General features: G+C 67.5%; 20 protein-coding genes. 12 read left to right on the forward strand and 8 right to left on the reverse strand.

Annotated features, from left to right (window positions below; all coding sequences use genetic code 11):
* Positions 1-30 precede the first annotated feature (30 nt).
* Positions 31-342, forward strand: a complete 312-nt coding sequence (locus LZC94_42005) for a hypothetical protein (GenBank protein ID WXB14388.1) — start codon at positions 31-33, stop codon at positions 340-342.
* Positions 343-458: 116 nt separating this feature from the next.
* Positions 459-1,682: a histidine kinase gene (locus LZC94_42010; GenBank protein ID WXB14389.1), complete on the forward strand. Its 1,224-nt coding sequence runs from the start codon at positions 459-461 to the stop codon at positions 1,680-1,682.
* Here LZC94_42010 and LZC94_42015 read toward each other — a convergent pair.
* On the reverse strand, positions 1,672-2,721 hold the full coding sequence (locus LZC94_42015; protein WXB14390.1) for an NAD(P)-dependent alcohol dehydrogenase: 1,050 nt from the start codon (positions 2,719-2,721) through the stop codon (positions 1,672-1,674). The two genes, LZC94_42010 and LZC94_42015, sit on opposite strands and share 11 nt — an antisense overlap.
* Positions 2,722-2,865: 144 nt before the next feature.
* Between LZC94_42015 and LZC94_42020 the strand changes: the two genes are divergently transcribed.
* Positions 2,866-3,786 (forward strand): LysR substrate-binding domain-containing protein, encoded by a 921-nt coding sequence (locus LZC94_42020; protein WXB14391.1) that lies wholly within the window; start codon positions 2,866-2,868, stop codon positions 3,784-3,786.
* A 26-nt stretch (positions 3,787-3,812) separates the two neighbouring features.
* On the opposite strand, the gene LZC94_42025 is transcribed toward LZC94_42020, so the two are convergent.
* The 3 genes from LZC94_42025 to LZC94_42035 all read right to left on the reverse strand — a co-directional run bounded on the left by LZC94_42025 (position 3,813) and on the right by LZC94_42035 (position 6,960).
* Positions 3,813-4,805, reverse strand: a complete 993-nt coding sequence (locus tag LZC94_42025) for an alcohol dehydrogenase catalytic domain-containing protein (GenBank protein ID WXB14392.1) — start codon at positions 4,803-4,805, stop codon at positions 3,813-3,815.
* 377 nt (positions 4,806-5,182) lie between these two features.
* Positions 5,183-6,133 (reverse strand): AraC family transcriptional regulator, encoded by a 951-nt coding sequence (locus LZC94_42030; GenBank protein ID WXB20317.1) that lies wholly within the window; start codon positions 6,131-6,133, stop codon positions 5,183-5,185.
* A gap of 386 nt (positions 6,134-6,519) precedes the next feature.
* On the reverse strand, positions 6,520-6,960 hold the full coding sequence (locus LZC94_42035) for a hypothetical protein (protein ID WXB14393.1): 441 nt from the start codon (positions 6,958-6,960) through the stop codon (positions 6,520-6,522).
* Between the two features lie 212 nt (positions 6,961-7,172).
* Between LZC94_42035 and fadI the strand changes: the two genes are divergently transcribed.
* Positions 7,173-8,495, forward strand: a complete 1,323-nt coding sequence (fadI, locus tag LZC94_42040; GenBank protein ID WXB14394.1) for an acetyl-CoA C-acyltransferase FadI — start codon at positions 7,173-7,175, stop codon at positions 8,493-8,495.
* The gene (gene fadJ / locus LZC94_42045; protein ID WXB14395.1) at positions 8,492-10,693 is read left to right on the forward strand and encodes a fatty acid oxidation complex subunit alpha FadJ; all 2,202 of its coding nucleotides are present in this window, start codon (positions 8,492-8,494) and stop codon (positions 10,691-10,693) included. The genes fadI and fadJ overlap by 4 nt, the downstream gene beginning before the upstream one ends.
* 1 nt (position 10,694) lies before the next feature.
* Here fadJ and LZC94_42050 read toward each other — a convergent pair whose 3' ends face one another.
* The 3 genes from LZC94_42050 to LZC94_42060 are packed head-to-tail and all read right to left on the reverse strand — an operon-like array spanning position 10,695 to position 11,682.
* On the reverse strand, positions 10,695-11,063 hold the full coding sequence (locus LZC94_42050) for a type II toxin-antitoxin system VapC family toxin (GenBank protein WXB14396.1): 369 nt from the start codon (positions 11,061-11,063) through the stop codon (positions 10,695-10,697).
* A complete protein-coding gene (locus LZC94_42055; GenBank protein ID WXB14397.1) occupies positions 11,060-11,317 on the reverse strand; it encodes a type II toxin-antitoxin system prevent-host-death family antitoxin in 258 nt (85 codons plus the stop codon). Before LZC94_42055 ends, LZC94_42050 begins: the two co-directional genes overlap by 4 nt.
* Positions 11,318-11,355: 38 nt before the next feature.
* Positions 11,356-11,682: an RNA-binding protein gene (locus LZC94_42060; GenBank protein ID WXB14398.1), complete on the reverse strand. Its 327-nt coding sequence runs from the start codon at positions 11,680-11,682 to the stop codon at positions 11,356-11,358.
* Positions 11,683-11,840: 158 nt separating this feature from the next.
* Here LZC94_42060 and purB point away from each other — a divergent pair, with 158 nt between their 5' ends.
* The 7 genes from purB to LZC94_42095 all read left to right on the forward strand — a co-directional run bounded on the left by purB (position 11,841) and on the right by LZC94_42095 (position 22,944).
* Entirely contained in the window at positions 11,841-13,136 is a 1,296-nt protein-coding gene (gene purB, locus LZC94_42065; GenBank protein ID WXB14399.1) for an adenylosuccinate lyase, read from the forward strand.
* A 29-nt stretch (positions 13,137-13,165) separates the two neighbouring features.
* Positions 13,166-14,362 (forward strand): AAA family ATPase, encoded by a 1,197-nt coding sequence (locus LZC94_42070; protein WXB14400.1) that lies wholly within the window; start codon positions 13,166-13,168, stop codon positions 14,360-14,362.
* 17 nt (positions 14,363-14,379) lie between these two features.
* Positions 14,380-14,808: a hypothetical protein gene (locus LZC94_42075; GenBank protein WXB14401.1), complete on the forward strand. Its 429-nt coding sequence runs from the start codon at positions 14,380-14,382 to the stop codon at positions 14,806-14,808.
* On the forward strand, positions 14,805-16,751 hold the full coding sequence (locus LZC94_42080; protein WXB14402.1) for a hypothetical protein: 1,947 nt from the start codon (positions 14,805-14,807) through the stop codon (positions 16,749-16,751). The genes LZC94_42075 and LZC94_42080 overlap by 4 nt, the downstream gene beginning before the upstream one ends.
* Positions 16,748-20,536: a protein phosphatase 2C domain-containing protein gene (locus LZC94_42085; GenBank protein ID WXB14403.1), complete on the forward strand. Its 3,789-nt coding sequence runs from the start codon at positions 16,748-16,750 to the stop codon at positions 20,534-20,536. The genes LZC94_42080 and LZC94_42085 overlap by 4 nt, the downstream gene beginning before the upstream one ends.
* Before the next feature lie 578 nt (positions 20,537-21,114).
* Positions 21,115-21,786, forward strand: a complete 672-nt coding sequence (locus tag LZC94_42090; protein WXB14404.1) for a hypothetical protein — start codon at positions 21,115-21,117, stop codon at positions 21,784-21,786.
* A 360-nt stretch (positions 21,787-22,146) separates the two neighbouring features.
* Positions 22,147-22,944, forward strand: a complete 798-nt coding sequence (locus LZC94_42095) for a trypsin-like serine protease (GenBank protein WXB14405.1) — start codon at positions 22,147-22,149, stop codon at positions 22,942-22,944.
* Between the two features lie 51 nt (positions 22,945-22,995).
* On the opposite strand, the gene LZC94_42100 is transcribed toward LZC94_42095, so the two are convergent.
* The gene (locus LZC94_42100; GenBank protein WXB14406.1) at positions 22,996-23,751 is read right to left on the reverse strand and encodes a glycosyltransferase family 2 protein; all 756 of its coding nucleotides are present in this window, start codon (positions 23,749-23,751) and stop codon (positions 22,996-22,998) included.
* Between the last annotated feature and the right edge of the window lie 21 nt (positions 23,752-23,772).

Genomic DNA, 23,772 nt, shown 5'->3' on the forward strand with positions numbered 1-23,772 from the left:
GGGTCGCGATGCGGTAAAGGGGGTGGGACCATGCGGGTGACGTTGAAGACGAGCGGAGGCGTCGGTTTCTTTCCTGGGCTGGCGAGGCCCATCGTGGCGGACACCGACGCGCTCGAACCCGAGCTGTCCGAGCGGCTTCGGGAGCTGGTGGAGAACGCGGGCTTTTTTGAGCTCCCGGACCCCATCAGCACCCTGAGCCGCGGCGCGGCCGACGTGCGAACCGAAACGCTCACCGTCGAAGATGCGGCGCGCGTGCACGAGGTCGCCGCGGTGGAGACGTCCATCCCCGAAGCGCTTCGCGAGCTGGTCGACTTCGTCAAGGAGCACGGGACGCGGGCGTGAGGCGCGGCGCTCCATTCGTCCCCGCGGATGGCGCCGTTGGGCCCCGCGGGGCTCCCGCGCGTCCCTTTGCGCCCTGGGGGTGCGCGCGGGGCCGCTAAGGTGGGTACGAAGGTAACATGGGGCGCATGGAGAAAGAGACGCAGCTGCTCGATCGGTTCGGCCTGCTCGGGGTCGCGTCGTTTCTCTTTTGGACGGTGGACGGGCTGATCGGCGTCGTTGGCTACCGCCGCATGCTGGGGCCCGAGGGAACCGTCTCGTGGTGGCACGCGCTGCGCGCGTCGATGGTGGGCGCGTGGATGTGGGTGCCGCTCACGGTGGGCATCTTCTGGCTCGCGCGGCGTTCTCCGCTCGATCCCGAGCACAGGGGGTGGCGGCGCAGCGTGGGGGTTCATGTCGCGGCCAACGTGGGGGTCATCTTGTTTCGCGCCGTCTTGGTTTACGGCGGCAATCGCTGGATCGGCTGGTACCCGGAGCTGCCGTCGTTCGGCGAGATCCTCTACGCCAGCGTGGACCACAACCTCCTCCTCTATTGGATGCTGGTCGGCGTGGCGCACGCGCTCCACTTCGCGCGCCGTCATCGCGAGCGAGCCTTGCACGCGAGCCGTCTCGAGGCGCAGCTCGCGACGGCGCGACTGGGCGCGCTCGAAGCGCAGCTCCGGCCGCATTTTCTCTTCAACGCGCTCCACTCGCTGGCGGAGCTGGTGCACCGCGACGTGGACGCGGCCGACCGCATGATCGTCCGCCTCAGCGAGCTTTTGCGCCGCACGCTCGCGGGCGACCACGCGCACGAGGTCCCTTTGCGCGAGGAGATCGCGCTGCTCGTGCCGTACATCGAGATCGAGCAGCTGCGCTTCGGCGATCGGCTCTCGGTCACATGGGACATCGCGCCGGAGGCGCTCGATGCCCGCGTGCCGCATTGGATCCTGCAGCCGCTGGTGGAGAACGCCCTGCGCCATGGTCTGGGGCGCCGGGCTGCCCCCGGGCACCTCTGCATCGCGGCCCGCGCGCAGGCGGGCCGGCTGATGCTCGAGGTTCGGGACGATGGGTCGGGTCCGCGGGAGGGGTGGGAGAAGACGGCAGGCGTGGGCTTGGCCAATACGCGCGCGCGGCTGCGGGAGCTCCACGGCGAGGATCAACGATTCACACTCGCGGCGGCAAACGACCGCGGCGCGGTGGCCTCGATCGACATTCCGCTCGCGCGGGGCCTGGCGGAGCGCGCAAGGTCGTCCGGCGCGCCCGGGGCAACGACGTCGTCCGGCGCGCCCGGGGCAACGACGCCACCCGGCGCGCCGAGGGCAACGACGCCACCCGGCGCGCCGGCGCCGCCCGCTACACCTTGAAGGACGCCGTATCGATGACGAAGCGGTAGCGAACGTCGTTCTTGAGCATGCGCTCGTACGCTTCGTTGACGTCCTGGACGCGGATGGTCTCGACGTCCGCGACGATGCCGTGCTCGCCGCAATAGTTCAGCATCTCTTGCGTCTCGGCGATGCCGCCGATGTTGGACCCGGCGAGGCGGCGGTTGCCCAGGATGAGCGAGAAGGCGGCGAGGCGCGCGTCCTCGGGCGGCACGCCGACCAGGACCATGGTGCCATAATGGTGCAAGGTGCCGAGGTACGCGTTCAGATCGTGCGGCGCCGACACGGTGTCGACGATCAGGTTGAAGCGGTTCGCCAGCTTCTGGAACGTGCTCGCGTCCTTGGTGACCTCGAAGCCTTGCGCGCCGAGGCGGCGGGCGTCGGCCTCCTTGGAGCGCGAGGTGCTCAGCACGGTCACCTCGGCGCCCATCGAGGCGGCGAGCTTCACGGCCATGTGACCGAGCCCGCCGAGGCCTACGACGGCCACGCGGTCGCCCTTTTTGCAAGCGAACTGGCGCAGCGGCGAGTACGTGGTGATGCCGGCGCACAAAAGCGGCGCGGCGCCTGCGAGATCGAGCCCCGAGGGGACCTTCAACGTGTAGTCCTCGCGCACCACGATGTGGGTCGAGTAGCCGCCGTAGGTCGGCGTCTCTCGGTCCATTTCCGTGCTGTTGTACGTGTACGCGACGCCCTGCTCGCAGAATTGCTCGTAACCTTCGCGGCACGGCCCGCACACGCGGCACGAGTCGACGAAGCAGCCGACGGCGGCGTGGTCGCCGATCGCGAACTTCGTCACGTCCTTGCCCACTTGCGTGACGCGGCCCACGATCTCGTGGCCAGGGACCATGGGGAACGTGGCGCCGCCCCACTCGTCGCGCGCCTGGTGGACGTCGCTATGGCAGATACCCGAGTAGAGGATCTCGATGAGAACGTCCTTCGGGCCGGGATCGCGGCGCTCGATGGTCGAAGGTGCCAGGCGTGCCCCCGCGGTGGCGGCCGCGTATACCGAGGTTTTCAACATGGTGCTCTCCTTTGGACCCGGAGATGATGGCTGCAATACGGCGCCAGGGAAAGACGTGCGTAGCGGACGTGCTATGTAGAAAATCTTACGAATCATGGCGCGCGCGCGCCAACCCGTCACGCCCGCTCTCTTGCGCGGAAATTCATGGCATTTACCCCGCTCAACGCCCTCAACGCCTTCCTCGCGGTCGCGCGCCGGCGAAGCTTCGCGGCGGCGGCGTCCGAGCTGGGCGTATCGCCGTCGGCGCTCAGTCAATCGGTGCAAAAGCTCGAGGATCGCCTCGGTATCGCGCTCCTCGCCCGAACGACCCGGAGCGTGGCGCTGACCGAGGCCGGGCGCCGGTTGCTCGAACAGGCGGGCCCCGCCGTGAACCAAGCGCTCGAAGCGTTGAAGAGCGCATCGGCGCGGCCCGGCGAGGTGACGGGCAAGGTGCGCCTGACCTTGCCGCAAATCGCCATGGAGCCGGTGCTCGCGCCGATCCTCCCTCGCTTCCACGCGCGCTTTCCGGAGGTCGAGGTCGAAATCCAGATCGACAACCGCCGCGCCGACATCGTGGCCGAGGGGCTCGACGCCGGCATCACCTTGGAGGAGTTCATCGCGCGCGACATGATCCACGTGCGCTTGACGGGGGAAGCGCGCTTCCTCGTGGTGGGCGCGCCCCGCTACATCAAGCGCCGGGGGAGCCCGAAGACGCCGCGCGACCTCTTGCAGCACGATTGCATCTGCATCCACTCCCCCAACACGGGCGAAATCTGGCCGTGGGATCTGGAGCGCGGCAAGAAGACGTGGCGCGTGCCCGTGCGAGGCACCTTCACCTCGAACGACACGAGGCTCACCGTGATGCTGGCCGAAGCGGGCCTCGGCCTCGCGTACGTGTTCGAGCCCGACGTGGCCGCGCCATTGGCGAGCGGGCGGCTCGAGATCGTGCTCGAGGAGTTTTCGGCGCGCGTCCCCGGGTTCTTCCTCTACTTCCCGAGCCGCGCCCAAGTCTCCCCTGCCTTCCGCGCGTTCATCGATGTGGCGCGCGAATCCATGGCGCGGGGACCCGCGGCGCGCGCCCGGTGAGGCGCCGGCGCGCGCGGCGATGAACGCTAGGCGTGCGCGAGGACCGCGCGGTAGCGCACTTTGCCGGCCTCCAGCCGGTCGCGCACCTCGTTCGCTCGGGCGAGCGGGTAAATTTCGAGCTTCGGCTCGACCTTGCCCTTGGCGGCGAGCTCGAGGATCTCCGTGAGGTGGCTCCGCTTGTCGGGCACCGCCCCGCGGAACTCGCGAAAGGCGATCATGGCGCCGAACGAATCGATGGCGACGGGGCCGTCCGCCACGCCGGTGCTCACGAGCCGGCCCCGGGGCCTCAGCCCGTTGAAGGCCGACCCGATTTGTTTCGCCGAGCTGGTGGTCGCGATCACGATGTCCGCGCCGCCCGCGTCGAGGAGGGCCTTGCCCGGATCGTCGCCCGAGACGACGACCTCGTCGGCCCCGAGCTCGAGCAGCTCCGCGCGCTTATCGGGTTTTCCGGTGATCGCAAATGTCTCGAGGCCGAGCGCGTGCGCGACTTGAACGGCGAGGTGCCCGAGCCCCCCGACCCCCAGCACGGCCACGCGCTCCCCCGGCGCGGGGCTCGCGTTTCGGAGCGCGCTCATGACCGTGTAACCCGCGCAAAAAATGGGCGCCGCCGCCTCGAGGGCGAGGCCGTCGGGGATGAGCGCGCAGCCCGAGGCCCACGCGAGCATCAGCTCCGAGTTGCCGCCCCCGAGGTCGAGCCATGTCTGCGCGTTCGGGCAGCTCACGCCCTTTTGGCATGAGGGACAGCGCCCGCAAACCTTTTGATCCCACACGACCCCCACGCGATCGCCGACCTTGAAATCGGTGACGCCGGCTCCGACCTCGACGATCTCGCCCGTCGGCTCGTGCCCGGCGACGACCGGGAGCTTGGCCGGGAACTGGCCGCGATGAAGGTGAACGTCGGTCCCGCACATGCCCGAGTAGCGAACGCGGATGAGGACCTGTCCGGCTTGGGGCCGCGGATCGGGGAGCTCGATCAGCTTCCACTCGCGATGAATCTCCGAAACGACGACAGCTTGCATGCACCATCCTCCGATTGGATCACTCCGGCCTCCGGCCTCGATGGGCGTTCGGCTCTCCGAGGATGTTTAGGCACCCCCCGGAACCCGGGCGACGACGGCTCCTGCGAAGCTCTTGCCAAATCCTGCTACGGCGCAGACGGCCACGGCGCGGCCATTCGCGCGTTGCGTCCGGTCGCGCGTTGCGGCCATTCGCGCGTTGCGTCCGGTCGCGCGTTGCGGCCATTCGCGCGTTGCGTCCGGTCGCGCGTTGCGGCCATTCGCGCGTTGCGGCCGGTCGCGCGTTGCGGCCATTCGCGCGTTGCGGCCATTCGCGCGTTGCGGCCGGTCGCGCGTTGCGGCCGGTCGCGCGATACGCCGCGATCCCGCACCCCCCGGGCTCACCGATCGCGAACGCGGCGCACGTATTCGCCCGGCGAGGCGCCAAAGAACCCGCGAAAATCCCGCGTAAAATGCGACGTGCTCTCGTACCCGGCGCGCGCGGCCGCCTCCCCGACGCGGAGCCCTTCGGCGATCATCAAGGTGCGTGCATGCTGCAGGCGCAGCTGTTTCAAGTAGCGCATCGGGCTCACGCGCGCGACCGCGCGGAACCGATGCGCGAAGTGCGACGGGCTCATCGCCACATGGCGCGCGACGTCCTCGACGCTGAGCGCGCGCTCGACATTGGCTTGGAGAAACAGCATCGCCGACTCGACCTTGTCCGTATCCCGATCCTGCCCGACGGCGCTTCGAACGGCAGCCGCCGCGTCCGTGCGGAGCAGGCGAAAGACGAGCTCCTCGACCACCAGCGGCGCGACCACGCGGCGCTCGAGCGGATCCTCGATGGCGCGCAACCATCGCACCGAGCAATCGAGGATGTGCGTATCGATGGGCGCGACGAACGCCGGAACGGGCTCCGCCATCGGCGCCGCGTCGTTCGCATCCGCGAGGGTCAAGAGCGTCTTGGCCACGACGTCCGGCGGAATGGCGTAGCAAAACGCCAAAAAGGGCTTCTCGGGTGCGGCCTCGATGACCTTGCCCGCAAACTCCGCCTCGCCCGTGACCACCAGGTAGTGCAAGGGATCGTACGCGAGGCTCACCCCCCGATACGTGGCGACCTTTCGGCCCTGCGCCACCACGATGAGCATCGGCCCGAACGCGTGCCATTTGCGGATGCTCGAGGGCTTCGATACGCGAAGAAAGCGAAACCCGGAGAAGACACTCTCCGTATCGCCCTCGTTCGTAGCCCCACGCGCCACGAGCTCCAGGAGCTCGCCCGCGAGATAACCGTCCTTCGACGTCGGTTTCGGTGTCGGGGAGAACGGAAGGCGCGATACCTGCGGCACGCGCATGCTCACGATTTTCTCATCCGCGGTCTTCGCGGGCCGCCAGGTTCGTCGTTCGAACGCGCTCGCGCAGCCTCATCGGGAGGCCATGGCGGCGTCACCCGCGAGGCGATGTCACCCACGACCTTCGACGCGCCTTTGGCGAAACCAAAGAGCGACTCGGGGGGTTGCGCTCGGGCACGCATGACCATCGTCATGATTATGGTCGTCTGGCAAACGGCAAGCAATCGCCGGCGGCGCACACCGGAGCTCTCCCCGCAGCTTCTTCAGCTCGCGAATCGCTCCGAGAGCCCGCAGATCCTTCGGTTGGTCACGGCGACCTTTCGCGTCAGCTTGGCACCGTCGTCTCCGCCACCCACCCCGCACGGAAGATGTTCCCCCCCGAGCAAACCTCAGTTCGCGTGCTTCTCGATCATCTGGCCGAGACGCGGAACCGCAGCCTCGACGTTCTTCTTCGCGCTGCCGCGGAGCTTGTCGTACGTGCCTTTGACGACGCCGCTCTTCGAATTTTTGGCCTTCGAGTCGGTGATGGCGAGGAGGGCGTCGGCGACGCGGCCGCCGTTGGCGCTGAAGAAGGCTGCGATGGCTTTGTTGCCGCTCTTGGCCTCTTGGTAGAGCGGGTCGAGCGCGGTGGCGAACTCGGGAAGGAGATCGGACACCACCTGCTTGATGAAACCCGGCTTGACCCCTTTCACCGCGGCATACCCGGCCTTGATGGCCAGGCCGGAGATTCCGGATTTGTCGGCCACCTCGGCGTCGATGAGCGCGAGGCAGTCGTCGACGACGAGCGCCTTCTTCACGTCGCTGGTGAGAACTTCAGGGAGCTTCGGCATCGGTTTTTTCCACCTTTCGTGGGCTCTGCAAGGGTCGGAGTCGAAACGTGTAGCGGTTCCCGCGATAGCACACCTTGTCGGTCCGTGCATGCCTACGCATGGCTCTGCTTGACACAACGCGTTAGCTTGCCCCACGTTATAAGTGACTGAATCGTCATTCACTTAAGGGCGCTTCACGCTTCCGGGGAGCGATCGAAACACGAGGAGACGTCATGGCCACCGCGAATGGAAACGGAAATGGCAAGGGTCGGGGAGAACGCATCGCGATCGTCTCCGGGCTGCGGACCCCCTTCGCCAAGTCGCAGACCGCCTACCGCGATTTGAGCGCGCTCGATCTGGGAAAGATCGTGGTCGCGGAGCTGCTCGCGCGCGCGGAGCTCTCGCCCAAGGAGGTCGGGCTCTGCGTTTATGGGCAGGTGCTGCCGTCGATTTCGGCGCCCAACATCGCGCGGGAGATCGTGCTGGGCACGGCCATGCCGAAGGATATCCAAGCCTTCTCGGTGAGCCGCGCATGCGCGACGTCGTTTCAGTCGCTGACGAGCGCCGCCGAGGCGCTCTTGGCGGGCCAGCACGACGTGGCCATCACCGGCGGCGCCGATAGCGCCAGCGACGTGCCCATCACCGTCTCCAAGAAGCTCGCCGCCGCGCTGCTCGACGCGAACAAAGCCAAGACCTTCGGCGAAAAGCTCAAGGCCTTCCGCAAGCTCTCGCCCGGCGATTTTCTGCCGGTCCCGCCGTCGCTCAAGGAGCCGACCACCGGCCTCACCATGGGCGAGAGCGCCGAGAAGATGGCCAAGGAGGCGCACATCTCGCGCGAAGAGCAGGACGTGTTCGCGCACCGAAGCCACTCGCGCGCCGCCCAAGCGTGGAAGGACGGCCTCTTCGCCGAAGAGGTGATGCACGTGGTCCCCGCGCCCCGCTACGACAAGCCCATCGCGCGCGACAACTCGGTTCGCGAGGAGTCGTCGCTCGACGCGTACGCCAAGCTCAAGCCGGCCTTCGATCGCAAGTTCGGGAGCATCACGGCCGGAAACTCCTCGCCGCTCACCGATGGCGCCAGCGCGCTCTTGGTGATGACCGAGCAAAAGGCCAAGGCCCTCGGCTACAAGCCGCTCGGCTACCTCCGCTCCTGGGCCTACGCGGCGCTCGACCCCGAAGGTTGGATGCTCATGGGCCCCAGCTACGCCACGCCCATCGCGCTCGACCGCGCCGGGCTTTCGCTTTCGCAGATGGACATCGTGGACATGCACGAGGCCTTCGCGGCGCAAGTTCTGTGCAATGTGCAAGCATTTTCGTCGAAGAAGTTCGCGGAGGAAAAATTGGGACGGAGCGAGCCGATCGGCGCCATCGACGACGCGAAGTTCAATGTGCACGGCGGCTCGATTTCCATCGGGCACCCCTTCGCGGCCACCGGGGCGCGCATGGTGACCACCGTGCTGCGCGAGCTCAAACGGCGCGGCGGTCAGTTCGGTCTCGCCACGGCATGCGCCGCGGGCGGGCTCGGGGCAGCGGTGGTGCTGGAGGTGGGCGAATGAGCGCGCAGACCACGACGGGAAAGAGCGCGGCACACGACGGCAAGGGCGCGATCCTCCACACCGAGGTGCGGCCGGATGGCGTGGCGGTCATCACCATCGACGCGCCGGGCGAGTCGGTGAACACGCTCACGCAGAAGTTCGGCGTGGAGCTGAAGGCCGCCTTCGAGCGCGTGGTGTCCGACTCCACGATTTTGGGCGCGGTGCTCACCAGCGGCAAGAAGGACTTCGTGGTCGGCGCCAATGTCGACATGCTCAAGGCGATCACGGTGGCGGCCGACGCCGAGCGGCTCTCGCGCGAAGGGGCCGAGGGCCTGCGAGACATCCGCGAGTCGCGCAAGCCGTTCGTGGCGGCGATTTCGGGGCAGGCGCTGGGCGGCGGCTTCGAGCTGGCCCTGGCGTGCCACGCCATCGTGGCCAGCGACGATCGGAAGACGTTGGTGGGGCTCCCCGAGGTGCAGCTCGGGCTGATGCCGGGCGCCAATGGGCTGATGCGGGTCGCCGAGCGCGCGGGTCTGCAAGTGGCGCTCGATCTGGGGCTCACCGGCAAAAATACGCGGGCGGTCAAGGCGAAGAAGCTGGGGCTCGTCGATGAAGTGGCCCCGGCGTCGGTGCTGCTGGAGGCGGCCGTCGCGCTGGTGAAGCGCCTGGCCGAGGGCAAGCCGCAAAAGCGCCCCGGCTTCAAGCTGGACACAGCGCACCTCACGAAGCTGGCGCTGGAGAAGAACCCCGCCGGGCGCGCGCTCCTCTTTCGCAAGGCGCGCGAGGCGACGCGCAAGAAGACGCACGGGCACTACCCGGCCACCGAACGGATCATCGACGTGCTCGAGCGCTTCGGCGACAAGGGCTTCACGGCCGCCGCCGATCTGGAGGCGCGCAGCTTCGGCGAGCTGGTGGTGAGCGAGACGGCGCATCGCTTGGAGGAGATCTTCTTCGCCACCACGGCGCTGAAGAAGGACACCGGGGTCGACGATCCCAACGTGACCGTGCGCCTGCCCGACAAGATCGGGCTGATCGGCGGGGGGCTCATGGGCGGCGGCATCGCGACCGTGTCCATTTCGGCCGGCATCCAAGTGCGCTTGAAGGACAAGGACGACGAGGGCGTGGGGCGCGGCCTCCTTCATGTGCGCGGGGTCCTCGACGAGCGCCAGAAGAAGAAGCAGCTCTCGCGCGAAGAGCGGGACCAAGTCTTTGCGCGCGTCACCGGCACCACCGACTACACGGGGCTCCGCGAAGCGAGGGTGATCATCGAGGCGGTGTTCGAGGATCTCGCGCTGAAGCATCGGGTGCTGCGCGAGGTGGAGGCGGTGACCAAGGACGACGCCATCTTCGCGAGCAACACATCGTCGATCCCCATCGGGCGGATCGCGGAGGCGTCGAAGCGTCCGCACACGGTGGTGGGGATGCACTACTTCAGCCCCGTCGAGAAGATGCCGCTGCTCGAGGTCATTCGCACCAAGCAGACGGCGCCCGAGGTGGTGGCCACCGTGGTGGCGCTCGGAAAAAAGCAGGGCAAGACGGTCATCGTGGTCAACGACGGCGTGGGCTTCTACACCACGCGCATCCTCGCCCCGTACATGAACGAGGCGGCGTACATCCTGTCGGAGGGGATCCCCATCGAGACGCTCGATCGCGCGCTGGTCGATTGGGGCTGGCCGGTGGGTCCCGTCACCTTGCTCGACGAGGTGGGCATCGACGTGGCCGCCCACGTGGGGCCGATCATGCAAGCGGCCTTTGGCGAGCGTTTTCTGCCGCCCGACGCGATGGCCAAGCTCATCGCCGACAACCGCAAGGGCCGCAAGAACGAGCGCGGCTTCTACCTTTATGGCAAGAACGCCAAGGGGAAGAAGAAGGCGGTCGATCCCACCGTCTACGCGGCCTTGGGCATCGAGCCGAAGAAGGACACCAACGTGCTCGGCGAGGAGCTGCAAATGCGCTGCTCGCTCCAGTTCGTGAACGAGGCGCTCCGCTGCTTGGGTGAAGGCATCCTGCGCTCGCCGCGCGACGGGGACATCGGCGCCATCTTCGGCCTTGGCTTCCCGCCCTTCCGCGGAGGCCCTTTCCGCTATGTCGACACCATCGGCGCCGCCGAAATCCTGCGCCGCACGCAAGGCTACTACGACCGCTTCGGCAAACGCTGGGAGCCCGCGCCGCTGCTCGTCGACATGGCGAAGAAGGGCGCGCGTTTTTATAGCGCGTGATTCAGGCCCACACGACGTGGACCGGATAGCGTGAAAGCAGCGGGTCTCGCGAGACGATCGCGAGACCTTCTGCCTTCGCTTGCGCTACGAGCATGCGATCGAAAGGATCGCGGTGGTGGAGGGGCAGGCTGCGCAACCCGGAGGCGTGACGGACTTCGATTGGAAGCTCCGCGAATCCATAGTCGGCGATTGCCTGTGCGACATCCGCTCGAGCCGGAAGCTTCCCGATGCCACTTTTTATGGCAATTTCCCAAGCAGTAACGGCGCTCACGAACACCTGGTCTGCTTTCTGGATGCGTGCGACGACTCGGACGGGCAGTTCGTTTTCATCCCACCAGAGAAACGTGTGTGTATCGAGAAGCAGGTTCACGAACTGGCGCGCCCCTCGAAGAGAGCGATCCATTCTTCGGACAAGGGTGCCTCGGGCTCGCTCACGGACCGAAAACGCCCCTTGCCCTTTCCGGGAACGCGAAGCTGTTTCGGCTCCGCGGGCTCGAGCGGCATGAGACGGGCGCGTGGCTTGCCAGCGCGAGCGAGCACGATCTCTTCACCGTCTGCTGCGCGTTCGATGAGCTCCGGCAGGCGAGCTTTTGCCTCGGCAACATTGAAAATGGAGCGTTTCATCGACTCTTCACGGTAGCAACATGACCAACTTGGTCAAACTACCGGGCTCGCCCGGTTCGGGCCGCGCGGTCACCGCCGCGGCCCGCGCCGGGTCCGCTGCTGCCCCCGCCTCCTTCGCGGGGGCGCGCTTCGTTGACGGTGAGGGTGCGGCCGCCGAAGACGGAGCCATGCAGCGCGTCGATCGCGCGCTTGGCGTCGTCGTCCGAGACCATTTGAACGAAGGCGAAGCCGCGCGGTTGCCCGGTCATGCGATCGTGAATGATGGCGACTTCCGCGACGTTGCGACCATCCCCCGCGAAGAGATCGCGGAGCTGGGTTTCATCGCACGTGTAAGGAAGGTTTCCCACGTAAACCTTGGTCCCCATGCGCCTCACTCCTGCTGCTGGCGTTGCTACAGAAGCGTACGGTGCTCAGTGCGCTTTGCAAGAGCCCCGGGCGGGGTCTTGAGCGCATCGAACGGGCCGCGGGCCGGCCGGGGAGAATGGTGTCGCCTTGCCGCCAAAGCGGGGATAAGAACCCACCCATGATCCCGCGTTATACCCCGCCCGATTTTCAGGAACTCTGGTCCCCCGAACGCAAGCTCGCGACCTGGCTCGAAGTGGAACTGGCCGCCTGCGCAGCCATGGAGGAAGCCGGGACGGTCCCCGCGGGCACGGCCGCGTCTTTGCGCGCCAAAGGGATCACCCTCGATCCCGCGCGGGTGGATGCCATCGAGAAGACAACGAAACACGATGTCATCGCTTTTCTTACCCATGTGGAGGAGCGGGCCGGCATCGAAGCGCGCTGGCTTCATCGCGGGATGACATCGAGCGACGTGCTCGACTCCTCGTTTGCCATCCTTTTGCGCGACGCGGCCGGCCTCCTCTTGGTCCGCTCGCACCGGCTGCTCCGCGCCCTCGCGAAGCGAGCCCGCGAGCACGCCAAGACACCGATGATCGGGCGAAGCCACGGGATCTTCGCGGAGCCGACCACCTTTGGCGTGGCGCTGGCGGGGCACCACGCAGAGATCGCGCGCGGGATCGCGCGTCTCGAGGCGGCGAAGAAGGAGATCGCGGTGGGCAAGATCGCAGGCGCCGTGGGCACGTACGCGCACCTCTCGCCGGAGATCGAGAAGAAGGCGCTCAGCGCGCTGGGCCTCGAGCCCGAGACGGTGGCCACGCAAATCGTCTCCCGCGATCGCCACGCGGCGTTCTTTTCGGCCTTGGCGTTGCTCGCGGCGGGCATCGAGCGATTCGCGACCAACGTGCGGCACTGGCAGCGCTCGGAGGTGGCGGAGGCCGAGGAGCCCTTTACCGTGGGACAAAAAGGGTCGAGCGCCATGCCGCACAAGCGCAACCCGGTGGTGAGCGAGAACCTCTGTGGCCTCGCGCGCATCGTGCGCTCGGCGGTCACGCCGGCCTTGGAGAACGTCGCCTTGTGGCACGAGCGCGACATTTCGCACTCCTCGGTGGAGCGCATGATCGCCCCCGACGCCACCGCGACCTTGGGCTACATGCTCGACCGCGCCGCGGCCTTGGTCGAAGGGCTGGTGGTGTACCCCGAGCATCTGCAGCGCAACCTGGATCGCGCCGGCTCGCTCTACTTCTCGGAGGCGGTGCTGCTCGCATTGGTCGACTCCGGCATGCCGCGCCAAGAGGCGTACGTGCTGGTGCAGCGCAACGCCATGCGCGCATGGTCGGGCGAGGGCACCTTTTACGACAACCTGGCCGCCGATGCCGATGTCATGGGGCGCATTTCGGCGAGCAAGCTCACGGCGTGCTTCGACTTGGAGCATGCGCTGGCCCATATCCCCGCCATTTTGGACCGCGCGCTGTCGTGATGCGGCCGCCGTCGTGGTAACGACGGACTGTGTCGAACGAAACGTCGGAACGGAGGCGCGCGGCGGAGAACGTTCGCCGCGCCATCTCCGAGGCATGCCAGGGGCTCGTGGATCGCGAGGCGCTCGTGGAGCTGGTGGTGCTCTGCGCGGTCGCCGGCGAGCATCTGCTGGTCATCGGCCCTCCCGGGACGGCCAAGAGCGAGGCGGTGCGGCGCATCGCGCGGCGGCTCGGGGGCGCGTACTTCGAGTACTTGATCGGGCGGTTCACCGAACCGACGGAGATCTTCGGGCCCATCGATCTGCGCAAGTTGAAGGAGGGCGTGGTCGAGACCGAGACGTCGGGGATGCTCCCCGAGGCCGATATCGCGTTTTTGGACGAGGTATTTCTGGGGTCGACGGCGATCTTGAACACGCTGCTCGGCATCCTGAACGAGCGAACGTTTCGCCGCGGGCGAACGGCGTTGGCGTGCCCGCTTCGGGTGTGCGTGGGCGCATCCAATCGGCTGCCGGCCGAGGAGGACCAGCTCGCGGCGTTCGCGGACCGCTTTTTGGTGCGGGTGTTCGTCGAGCCGGTGCGCGATTCGGCGCTCGAGGAATTGCTGGCGGCGGGGTGGTCGCTGCGCCCTTCGCCGGCGACGGTGGGGACGGCGGCCGCGTCGCTCGGGGATCTCGATGTGCTGGCGGGGGCCGCGGCGAGCATGGATCTGAGCCCGATCCGATCGGCCATTGCGCAGGGCGTGCGCCTCGTGCGCGAGGCGGGGATCGCGTGGACGGATCGGCGCATCGTGCGGGTGCAAGGCTTGATTGCGGCGGCGGCCGCGCTCGCCGGTCGGGAGCGGCCAACCGAGGCGGATCTCTGGCCCATGGTGTTTGCGCTGCCGAGCGAGCAGGCGCAGCGCGCCGGGCGTGATGCGCTGCGGGAGCTGCTTTCACGGTCGGAGAATGGGAGCTTGGTCACGGCGGCCGCGGAGGGCTCGCTCGCGCCCGAGGCGCGCGGCGCGATCCTGGCGAAGCGGGGTGCGGCGATCGTGGCGGCCCGGCCAAAGGCGGAGCCGAGCGATGGCGGTCACGGGCCATGGCGGCTGCAGCTCGAGAGCGTTGCGCGCGAGATCGACGCGACCTTCACGGCGGATGCGATGCCTCTGGAGCTCGTCGCGCTGCGTGCCCGGATCGTGCAGCTTTTGGGGGCTCCGGAGCCGAGGGGCGAAGGCGCTCGGGCAACCTAGGAGCAGGGCGCGGGATCATGGTTGGAATCGCGGTCACGTTTTCGGCGCGCCGGGAGCCGCTCGAGCCGGTTTGCGTGGTCGGCGTGGGGGAGATCGGGCGACGGTTGGCGCAGCGGGTCCTCGCGAACGGCGATGAGGCGCTTCGGGCGTTGCGCGGCATGGCCACGAGCGAGGCGCTCGTGATCCTCGGGGCGAGCGAGTCGCTTCCGTGGGTGGACGGGGTCCAGTACCTGGGGCAGGACGCGGGTGCACCGCGCTTGCTGCTGCCGACGCAGCTTCGTCCGAGCGTGCCCGTGGACGCGTTCGAGCGCGCGCTGCTTCGACACGCCGCGAAGGTGGCCCCGCCGCTGGCGGTGCTGCTCGATCCGCCGAGGGTCATTTCGGTGGCGGAGGCGAGGCCGCTCGATCGCGATCGGGTTCGCGCGTGGCTGGAGGTGCGCGCGTGATTGCGTTGCCGCCGGCGCTCAGGCCGTGGGAGAAGCAGCTCGCGATCTTTCCGCCGGAGGTCGCGCTGGCGTTGGGGGCGTTGGCCGCGCGGCTCGCCGGACTCGTGGGTGGGGCGGGCCCCGTGAGGTCGCACTCCGGGGTGTTCGATGGGTTCAGCGGGCTGACGCGGCGGGGCGCGTACGAGCGGCTTTTGACGAGTGAGTGGCTGCTGCAGGAGGAGCTGCCGGACGAGTTTTTGCGCCGTGCGGTCTCGGGCGAGCACGCCTTTCTCGAGCGCGCCTACCGGCACGAATCGAAGCACGGGCACACGCGGGTGCTGTTCGATGCGGGGCCCGAGCAGCTTGGCGCGCCGCGGATCGTGCACTTGGCGGCATTGATTGTCCTGGCGCAGCGCGCGGAGAGCCGGCAGACGGCGCTGTCGTGGGGTATTTTGCAGGACCGCACGCGCACCATGCACGCGCAGGTGACGCCGGAGAGCGTACGCGCGCTCTTGCGAGGGCGGAGCCTGCGGCGCGCGTCGGTGGCCGACTTCGAGCGCTGGTGCGAGGCAGGAGACGCCCCGGCAGCCCGTTCGCCGCAGGCCGCGATGGCCGCGGGAGGAGGTCTCCCGGCGGGCGCGGTCACGGCGGTCACGGAAATGTGGTGGGTGGGGCCCGCGCACCTCGCGGAGGAAGCGCCGCGCCGGGGTGCGTATCTTCTCGGGATCGAAGAGTCGATGGATCCGGCGCATCCTTCGCGGCTGGCGGTGAGCGTTTGCGCACCGGGCACCGAGCGAAGCGGGGTGAGCGCGAGGCTTTCCGCGGCACCTGCAGCCGGGAGGCCGCGCGAGGTGACCTTGGAGCTTCCGGCGCCGATCCTTTGCGTGCGCATGCTTCGCGATCCGTTCGCGGTCGCGGTCGCACCGTGCAGGGCGGGCAAGACGCCGCTCGATCCGAGGACGAGCATCCTCTTTTCCCCGGAAGGACGCGCGCTGCACGTGCGTACGGCCGGTGGCGCGCTGCTGACATTTCCGATCCCCAACTCACCGCGGACGGAGGCCGAGCCAACCCGGATGTACGTGCCTCCGGAAGGACATGCCGTGCTGGCCGTCGGGCGATCGGGCAGGCGCGGGCGAACGGTCGTCTTGACGCGACGAGGGTCCGTGTTCGCGTTGCACACCGTCGCCAAGCGCGGATGGCGCGTCATCCGCACGGAGGAGCACACGGCGGACGAAGACTACGAGCCTTGGCCCGTGGATTCGATGCGGCCGCTCGCGTTGCTCGGGATCTTGGACGAGCACGCCGCGTGCTTCATCGACGACGCGAAGCGCCTCGTCACCTTGGTGCGGGGACGCGTGGAGATCGTCGACGATATGCGATGCGTCGCTCCCAAGGTGCACGCCAAAGGTTTTGGATTTCTCCGGGCGGACGCCCCCGCTCCCGTTGGCCCTGCCCAGGATTTCGCCTTCCTCGTGCAGCCCGATGACAAAGAAGGGGTCGTCGTCGTGCCATCGGGTCCCGGGGTGCCATGTCGCGGCGAGGATCCACGCGTGTTCGTGGGGGCGGCCGAAGATCTCGTCGCCGTCGCCGTGGAGGGCTCGCGCTGGGAAATCCATCGAGGCTCGCGCACGACGTCCATCGCGGTGCCCGAGGGGCAGACGGTCATCGGTGTGCTCCAGCGCGGGCACGCGCGCGAGAACGCGTTCCTCGTCGTCCTGAACGGCTCGCGCACCAAGGTCGGACTGCTCCGCGAGCCACCGTCGGAGACGCTCTTCACGACCACCACGCCCATCACGTGCGCCGCGGTGAGCACCAGCGCGCCCCACATCGCCTACTTCACGGCCGCAGGCGAGCTGGGTATCTATTCGTGCGGCTACGGTGCGATGCTCCTTCGCATCGACACGCCGCGCGATGCTCCTGCGCGCCCGCGTGACGAGACGCCCCATACGGCGAGGCATCCATGACGGAGCCATGCCGTCCACGCCGGCTCGTTCATCGAGGCTCGATCCTCGCGTCGGGCTTTGTGCTCTCCACGCGCGTCGTGGGCGAAGACGCCGCCCGCGCGCGGATCCTCCGGCTCGAGGGCGCCGACGTCTTTCGCGTCGATCACCTCCTCGTGGTCCGCCTGCGTACCGAGGCGCGCGTTCATTGCGACAGCAGCCTCGGGGCGCCGCTCGTCCGCTACGGGCAGCTGCATTCCCCTGCCCCGCTCGAGCCGGACGAAGTGGCGATGCTCCGGGGCGCGCCGCTCGGTGATGGCGGCGATCGCCGGGCGGAGGCCGTGGTTCGGATCGCAGGCGGGCTCGCGGCCGTCGTAGCGCTCGAAGCGGGGCTCCGCGAAGACGTCGCGCAGTGGCTCGACGTGAGCGCCTTCGCGGTGGTGACGGAGACCATCGCGCTGGGTGCGGTCGCCATGTCGCCCACGGCGATGGTGCCTGCGCCGTCCGGCGATCTTCGAACGCCGCTGGGCGTCTCGTCGCTGCCGGCCCGGGGCGCGTCCCTCGTGGCGGACCTGGCGACGCGCGCGCGGGCGGGCGAAACGGGTGCGTCGGGCGCGTCCGGTACATCGGGCCCGTCGGGCGCGAAACGGAGCATATCGCGGCGCTCGGCGGGCGCGATGGGGAATGGCGCGGCCTCGCACGTGCTCGGAGCGCTCCTTCGCCTGGTGCGGTGGATGGGGCTCGGCTTGCAGGCGCTCGCTTGGATCGCCGGCGGATCGGCTGGCGCAGGCACATCGGGCGCGGCGCGCGCGCGGGGCTGGCTCGTGGCGCGTCGAGGGCCCGTGATGCGGGACGCATCGCAACCGCCAGGGTCTTCGTGGATCGACGTCGCGCGCGCATGGATCGGTCACGCGGCGGCGGGCTTGCTCGTATGGGCGCGGCTCGCCCCGTTGGTCGGCCGCCGGCACGCGCGGTACCTGGCCGACATGCTCGAGATGTTCGATACGAACGATCTCGAGAGCGCCCTTCGTCACGCCATTCCGCTGAGCAACGAGCTGAAGGCGCAGCTCGAGCGTCTTCCGCCCGCGCTCGGAGCGATGTCGCCGCGCAAGGAGCTGGCCCTCGTTCCCGAGGAGACCCGCGCGACGACGGCGCTCCAGCTGGGCAACGTGTACGATGTTCTGCGCGCGAAATACCGGCGCGCCTTCGAGCAGCTCGAGGCGCGGGGCGAAATCGAGAAGGCCGCGTTCGTCCTGGCGGAGCTGCTCGTAGCCAACGAGGAGGCGGTATCGTTTCTGGAGCGGCACGGCCGGTGGAAAATCGCGGCGGAGATCGCCGAGGCGCGCGGGCTCCCGCCGGGGCTCGTCATTCGCCAATGGTTCCTCGCCGGAGAGCACGCGCGCGCACTTCGCATCGCGCGCCGCACGGGCGCCTTCGCCGACGCCGTGCTGCGGCTGGAAGCTTCGCACCGAGGGCACGCCGCCGCGCTTCGCGTGATGTGGGCCGACGCCCTGGCGTCCGCAGGCTCGTACGCCGCAGCCGTCGACGCGGTATGGCCCGTCGAACATGCGCGGCACGTCGCCGCCGCGTGGATCGATCGGGCCATCGACGTGGGCGGCATCCAAGGCGCCAAGATGCTCGTTCGCAAGGCGCGGCTCCAACCGGATCGTTTCGCCGAGGTGCGCGAGCGCGTGCGCGACGTCCTCACGCAGGGCGACGGCGACGCACAGTGGCTTGCGCAAGCCATGGCGCGCGAGCTCCTCGCCGGCGAAGCAAGCGACGCGACCCGCGTTCTGAGCAGGAAGGTCGCGCGCGCGCTCCTCTCCGACGCGCTCGACGGCGACGAGGCGAAGGAGGCGCAGCAGCTCGGGCAAACGCTCATCGAAATGTCAGGCGACGCCATCCTTCGCGCAGATGTTCGCGCCTCCCGAGGCGGGAACAGGCGCACCGTGCGCGCCCTCCAGATGCGGGCGTTCGCGCTCACGCAGCGCGGCGAGAGGCGCCAATTCAATGAGGACATGGCGCTTGCAACTGAGCTCATGCGCCTGCTAACGCCAATCGTTCCCAGGCCACAGGAGGGCAACCCGACCGAGCTTGGCGTACTGCTCGGTGTATTCGATGGCGGCGGCGGTCAAGGGAACCCCGCGAGCTACTTGATCTGCGAGAGCATCGTGCACACCATGTCGGTCCATTTCGAAAACCACCGGCACGCGCCTGGCGTCTACGCGGAGCACTTCGCCCGCACCGTCGAGCACGCGGGCTCGGTGCTCTTCAACCGGGCGCAGTACGACCGTTCGCTGCGTGGCAAGGGAAGCACGGCCACGGTCGCGACATGGAGCGGCGACGCGCTGCTCATCGCACACGTCGGAAATTCGCGCGCGTACGTGCTCCGAAACGGGACGCTCGTTCCGGTCACCGAAGATCACTCGCTCTTGAACCAGCGCATCGCGGAAGGGAAGCTGACCCCGAAGGAGATCGAAACGTTTCCGCACCCGAACGCCATCGTGCGATGCCTCGGAACGAGCAAGGACGTGCCGGTCGATCTCGTCCGTGTCGAGGTGCGGCGCGGCGACACCCTTTTGCTCTGCTCCGATGGCTTGCACGGGGTGCTCGACGCGTCCATCATCCGCCAAACGCTGCTCGACGCGGCACCACGCGCCTGTTGCGAAGCGCTGGTCGCCGCCGCTCGGAAAGCGGGAGGACACGACGACATCTCCGTCGCCATCGCATGCTTTGGCGGCGCGGACTTGCGCCCGCCCGGCAACGATCCCGTTCTTTTTGCCCCAGTTCCGCGCAAAAGCATCGACGAGATCCCGCTCGACCCGTATCCACGCAGACCGACGGTCCCATCGCCCGTCCACGTCGTGTGGCCCGAAGCGGAGCGAGGCGCCCTGCACATCTACGACCTCGTCGAGCTCCCCGACGGAAAGCTCCTGGCCGGCCTCGGAGAGATCGGCGCGTGGTTGCTCTCGCGCGAGGGACGGGTGCTCACCCGCTTCGCCCAACCCACGCACCGCATCGTCCTATCCGATCACGGCGATCGCGCCATTCTGATCGCGCCGCGCGGCGAGGTTCGCCGCCTGGCGCAGCTCGACATCTCCACCCGCCGGGTGCGCGCATGGTGCGACGCGCGCATCGATGAGCACGCGCCCGATTTCGACGGCGCCATCTGGTACGTCTCCCATGGCGGTACGCTCTTCGCGATCGACGCGCTCTCGACGGGCTGGGAGCACATCTGGAGCGTGCACGAAGAGGGTCGCGACGTCGCGGCCATCCGGCGAGACCCGTCGAGCTTGAGCGTCGGGTGGAAGTACACGGGCGATTCGATCATGCACGAAGTCTGGGTCTTCGACGCGTCGTCCCACGCGCTCCGGCAACGCCAGCCCTTCAAGCTCGATCCCACGACCCTCCACCTGGAGATGGCATCGACAGGGATGGCCGTCAGCTGGCAGCAAGATGACAAAAGCACGGACATCAGCACGCTCATCACGGAATTCAAGAGAACCGGAGCCGAACGGTGGCACCTCCCATTCACTACGCGCGATACCGCGCACCCACCGCACATCGCCGAGGGCACCGTCGCGTTCCCCGCTGCAGACGGGGACGGACAGACCACCCACTTCTACGAGCCCTCGTCATCGCGCGAAATCGCCACGCTCCGCGTGGATCGCTCCGGCGCCGATCCCCATATACCTCTCGGCATCCGAACGCGCGACCGTCGTGCGCTCGTCTTCGACCCCCACGGTTCCGCGGTCATCGTCTCACTAACGACCGGCCGCATCCTCCGCCACATTCGCATCAGCGGGTAGCGACCGCGGCATTTCGTGCACATGCCGGCGCACGACCTCCCATTGCATCAACCGGCGGCGACGCTCACGAAATGGTGTCGGGGAGAGGGCGATTCCAAACCATAGCGAACCCCGTCGTAAGATAAATTCGAAGTGGCCAATTTGACAGAACCGCCCGTCAATGACGGTCGATAGACACCCGAATACCTGTCGATGGCTCAAATTTCTGACCCCACACGCGTGCAGCCTCGATGTCACGCAACGGCCATGTCGTACCGCCCTCCAGCTCGCCTCGATGCGCGAATTTTCTTCGCCAAAACGCCTGCGTCGATGCTTCCGCATGCGCTGTCGTCCGGTTTCCTAAAAGGTTTCGCAAAATGCGATTTTGCACAACTAGGTAATCACCAAATCAAATGTAGTTAATTTGATGGCACGGCGTCGGGGAATCGGTTATTTGATTTCCGCGTTCGTACACGCACTCGCGACGATGTGGCGTTGCAGCGCGCGCAGATACCAGGCTGCACGGAATGCTGCACGGAATGAGGCGTGTATCGACGCATCGTTACCGCCATAACGTATTTTATTACAAAGGAACGGATATGCAAATTCGATATCTTGGCGCTGTCATGTTTGCCATGTTTGGTGTGCTCAGCGCGACCGGCTGCGCGACGGAAACCTCGAATGGCGGGGACGCTCCCGGCCTCACCGGAGAGCAAGAGGCGGCTGGACCGCGTCCGCCCGTAGCGCTCACGAACGAACCGGGGCGCGACGTAACGGCCGAGCAAGTTGGCAACCCGGGAAGCCTCAACCCACTTCCGTGGGTCGGTGATCCCAACCGCGGCGGTGACCGTGGTATGATTGGTGGGGGCGTCGCCTATGCCGTCCGAATTTCCGCAGGTGATTTCGTGGATCAGATCGCCGTCGCTTACTACCACCCGAGCAATCCGGATAATCAATATCGTGAGGGGGATGCCCATTACGCGACGAATCCCATCGGCCATGCCGGCGGCGTAACGTACGACTGGGAATATTGCCCGGCCGGTTATGCGATAACCGGAATTCATGGCTCACAGGGGCAGGCCGTCGACGGGATCAACGTCATCTGCAGCGAAATCAACAATCCGGCCAATAAGCGATACTTGCCGGTTCGTGGCGCCAATCGAGGGGTCCCCTTCAGCCTCGAGTGTGAATATAATGGCTTCATGTCCGCCGTTCACGTTCGAGCCGGTTCCTGGATGGACGCGCTCCAAGGGTTGTGCGCTACGCGGTAACTGAGCGTGTGGGGCCCGGTGGGTTCGTTCTTTCTGCCGGGCTCCGGCGTTTTCGCGCGACGGGCACAACGAGATGCGATCCCTGATGTGGTTCTAATCCGGAAGGGCAGACGGCGCGATCCACGGGATCGTGCATGCGGCCAACCAATTTGTCGGCCATCTTTTGAAGACAAATCACCCATGCGCGAAAATGTTTGGCTGCCTACTTGGCGGCGCCTGACCGTGCTCCTGCTCGCCCTCGTTGCGTGTGACGCGCCACCAGCCCCCCTCGCGGAAAGTCCGTGTGAGAGCTCCCAAGCCATCCTGGGAGGAACCGCCGCGAGGGATGAGCGATGGCGTGCAGTCGGTACGATAGGATTCGTGAATTCATCGGGGGTCTTTCTGCCGATGTGTTCCGCTACGCTCGTCACTCCGCTTTCGATCCTGACAGCGAAACACTGTGCGCTCGCGCTCATGTCGCGATCTCCCCCGACCGACCTTGCGTTCGCCGTGGGGGAGAACGCGACCGAACCGGATCGCCGGGTCGGTGTTCTCAATGTGAAATTCGCATTGCCGAACGAAGGAGGTTTCACGGGACGAGGAAGCGACGTTGCCGTGTGGCGCCTGCGTGACGAACTGCCGGGGGTTGTTCCGCTCGAAATCGCAACGCAATCGCTGGTCAGCGTGAGCCCTGGTACGCGTTTGCTCACAATCGGTTATGGGGCCGCCAGCGTGGAAGAGAGCCGGTCCGGAGCGTACGCATGGCATCGCCGTGCGGGAGTCCAGACGATGCGGGCTGCGCGCGGGCGCCTCTTGGAGATGATCTACGGCAATCCGCAAAACTGTCGTTTGGATCGAAGTGTGGCGCGCCGCCATCGCCCATGTGGCTCTCCGGTCATTGCCATGGACTGCAGCGCATACGATCGGACGGTCCTCCTCGACGGTTACGAAGCTTGGGCAGGCGGGGCGGAAGGCGACGCACAGACATGCCAGGGCGATTCCGGAGGACCGCTTCTCATCGATTCCGATGGTGCGATGAAGATCGTCGGCGTCACATCGTGGAGTTGGCACTCTTCGAATCAGCGCTGTGACTACGGGACCGTATACGCCGCGATTGGCGACGATGTGCGTGAGATGACGAGGCAGCTACGAATGGACGGCTTGGCGGATACACCGTGAAGCACCGTTCGATTCCATGGCGCGGGAAGACAATCCGTGCGCATCGGGCCATCACCGCGTAGCGCCCGCTGCCTCCGCGCCGGCCGCCGCCCCCTCGACCCGCACCTTCCACGCGCTGCGCGCGATGATCCGCACGATGCGCGGAAGGTGCCAGAGACGCAGCTTGCTCTCCTCGCCCGCGTAGATGGGCCGCACGGGCACCTCGGCGATGGGAATGCGCCGCTGCGCCAGCTGCGCGAGCAAGTCGTTCGGATAGCCGTAGCGCGGCCAGAGCGCGTCGAGCGCCAGCGCCTCGCAAGCTCCGCGCGCCAGCGCCGTGTAGCCGCACTGGCTATCGTGGATGGAGACGCCGATGGCGAGCGACGTGAGAAAGGAGAACACGAGACCGCCCAGACGGCGGCCGGTGGGCATCACCGAGCGAATGTCGGGCGCGGAGAAGCGCTCGCCTTTCACATAGCCGGCGTCGCCGCGGGCGATGGGTCCGACCACCACGGGCAGATCGGCGGGGTCCATCTGACCGTCGCCCGCCATGACCACCAAGACGTCGCGCGCGGCATGCGTGAGGGTCAGCGCGTGGCGGTAGCCGGTCACGATGGCGGCGCCCACCCCGCGGTTCTCGGAGTGGGAGAGGACGATGATGCGGGGATCGGCCACGGCCTTCGCCATTTCGGCGGTGCGGTCGCGGCTGGCGTCGTCGACGACGACAACGTGATCGATCCAGGCCGGAAGGGTGCGCAGAACTTGGGCAATTCTCGCCTCTTCCTCGAAAGCGGGGACAACAACGACAACACGGGCATCGGCGAACATCGCCGCGTGTAGTATCACGCG

The sequence above is a fragment of the Sorangiineae bacterium MSr11954 genome, from assembly GCA_037157815.1.
Lineage (GTDB): Bacteria > Myxococcota_A > Polyangia > Polyangiales > Polyangiaceae > Pendulispora > Pendulispora albinea.

Coding starts and splice junctions, on each gene's coding strand:
- LZC94_42005 (WXB14388.1), top strand. CDS start 31: ATGCGGGTGACGTTGAAGACGAGCGGAGGCGTCGGTTTCTTTCCTGGG.
- LZC94_42010 (WXB14389.1), top strand. CDS start 459: ATGGGGCGCATGGAGAAAGAGACGCAGCTGCTCGATCGGTTCGGCCTG.
- LZC94_42015 (WXB14390.1), bottom strand. CDS start 2,721: ATGTTGAAAACCTCGGTATACGCGGCCGCCACCGCGGGGGCACGCCTG.
- LZC94_42020 (WXB14391.1), top strand. CDS start 2,866: ATGGCATTTACCCCGCTCAACGCCCTCAACGCCTTCCTCGCGGTCGCG.
- LZC94_42025 (WXB14392.1), bottom strand. CDS start 4,805: ATGCAAGCTGTCGTCGTTTCGGAGATTCATCGCGAGTGGAAGCTGATC.
- LZC94_42030 (WXB20317.1), bottom strand. CDS start 6,133: ATGCGCGTGCCGCAGGTATCGCGCCTTCCGTTCTCCCCGACACCGAAA.
- LZC94_42035 (WXB14393.1), bottom strand. CDS start 6,960: ATGCCGAAGCTCCCTGAAGTTCTCACCAGCGACGTGAAGAAGGCGCTC.
- fadI (WXB14394.1), top strand. CDS start 7,173: ATGGCCACCGCGAATGGAAACGGAAATGGCAAGGGTCGGGGAGAACGC.
- fadJ (WXB14395.1), top strand. CDS start 8,492: ATGAGCGCGCAGACCACGACGGGAAAGAGCGCGGCACACGACGGCAAG.
- LZC94_42055 (WXB14397.1), bottom strand. CDS start 11,317: ATGAAACGCTCCATTTTCAATGTTGCCGAGGCAAAAGCTCGCCTGCCG.
- LZC94_42060 (WXB14398.1), bottom strand. CDS start 11,682: ATGGGGACCAAGGTTTACGTGGGAAACCTTCCTTACACGTGCGATGAA.
- purB (WXB14399.1), top strand. CDS start 11,841: ATGATCCCGCGTTATACCCCGCCCGATTTTCAGGAACTCTGGTCCCCC.
- LZC94_42075 (WXB14401.1), top strand. CDS start 14,380: ATGGTTGGAATCGCGGTCACGTTTTCGGCGCGCCGGGAGCCGCTCGAG.
- LZC94_42085 (WXB14403.1), top strand. CDS start 16,748: ATGACGGAGCCATGCCGTCCACGCCGGCTCGTTCATCGAGGCTCGATC.
- LZC94_42090 (WXB14404.1), top strand. CDS start 21,115: ATGCAAATTCGATATCTTGGCGCTGTCATGTTTGCCATGTTTGGTGTG.
- LZC94_42100 (WXB14406.1), bottom strand. CDS start 23,751: ATGTTCGCCGATGCCCGTGTTGTCGTTGTTGTCCCCGCTTTCGAGGAA.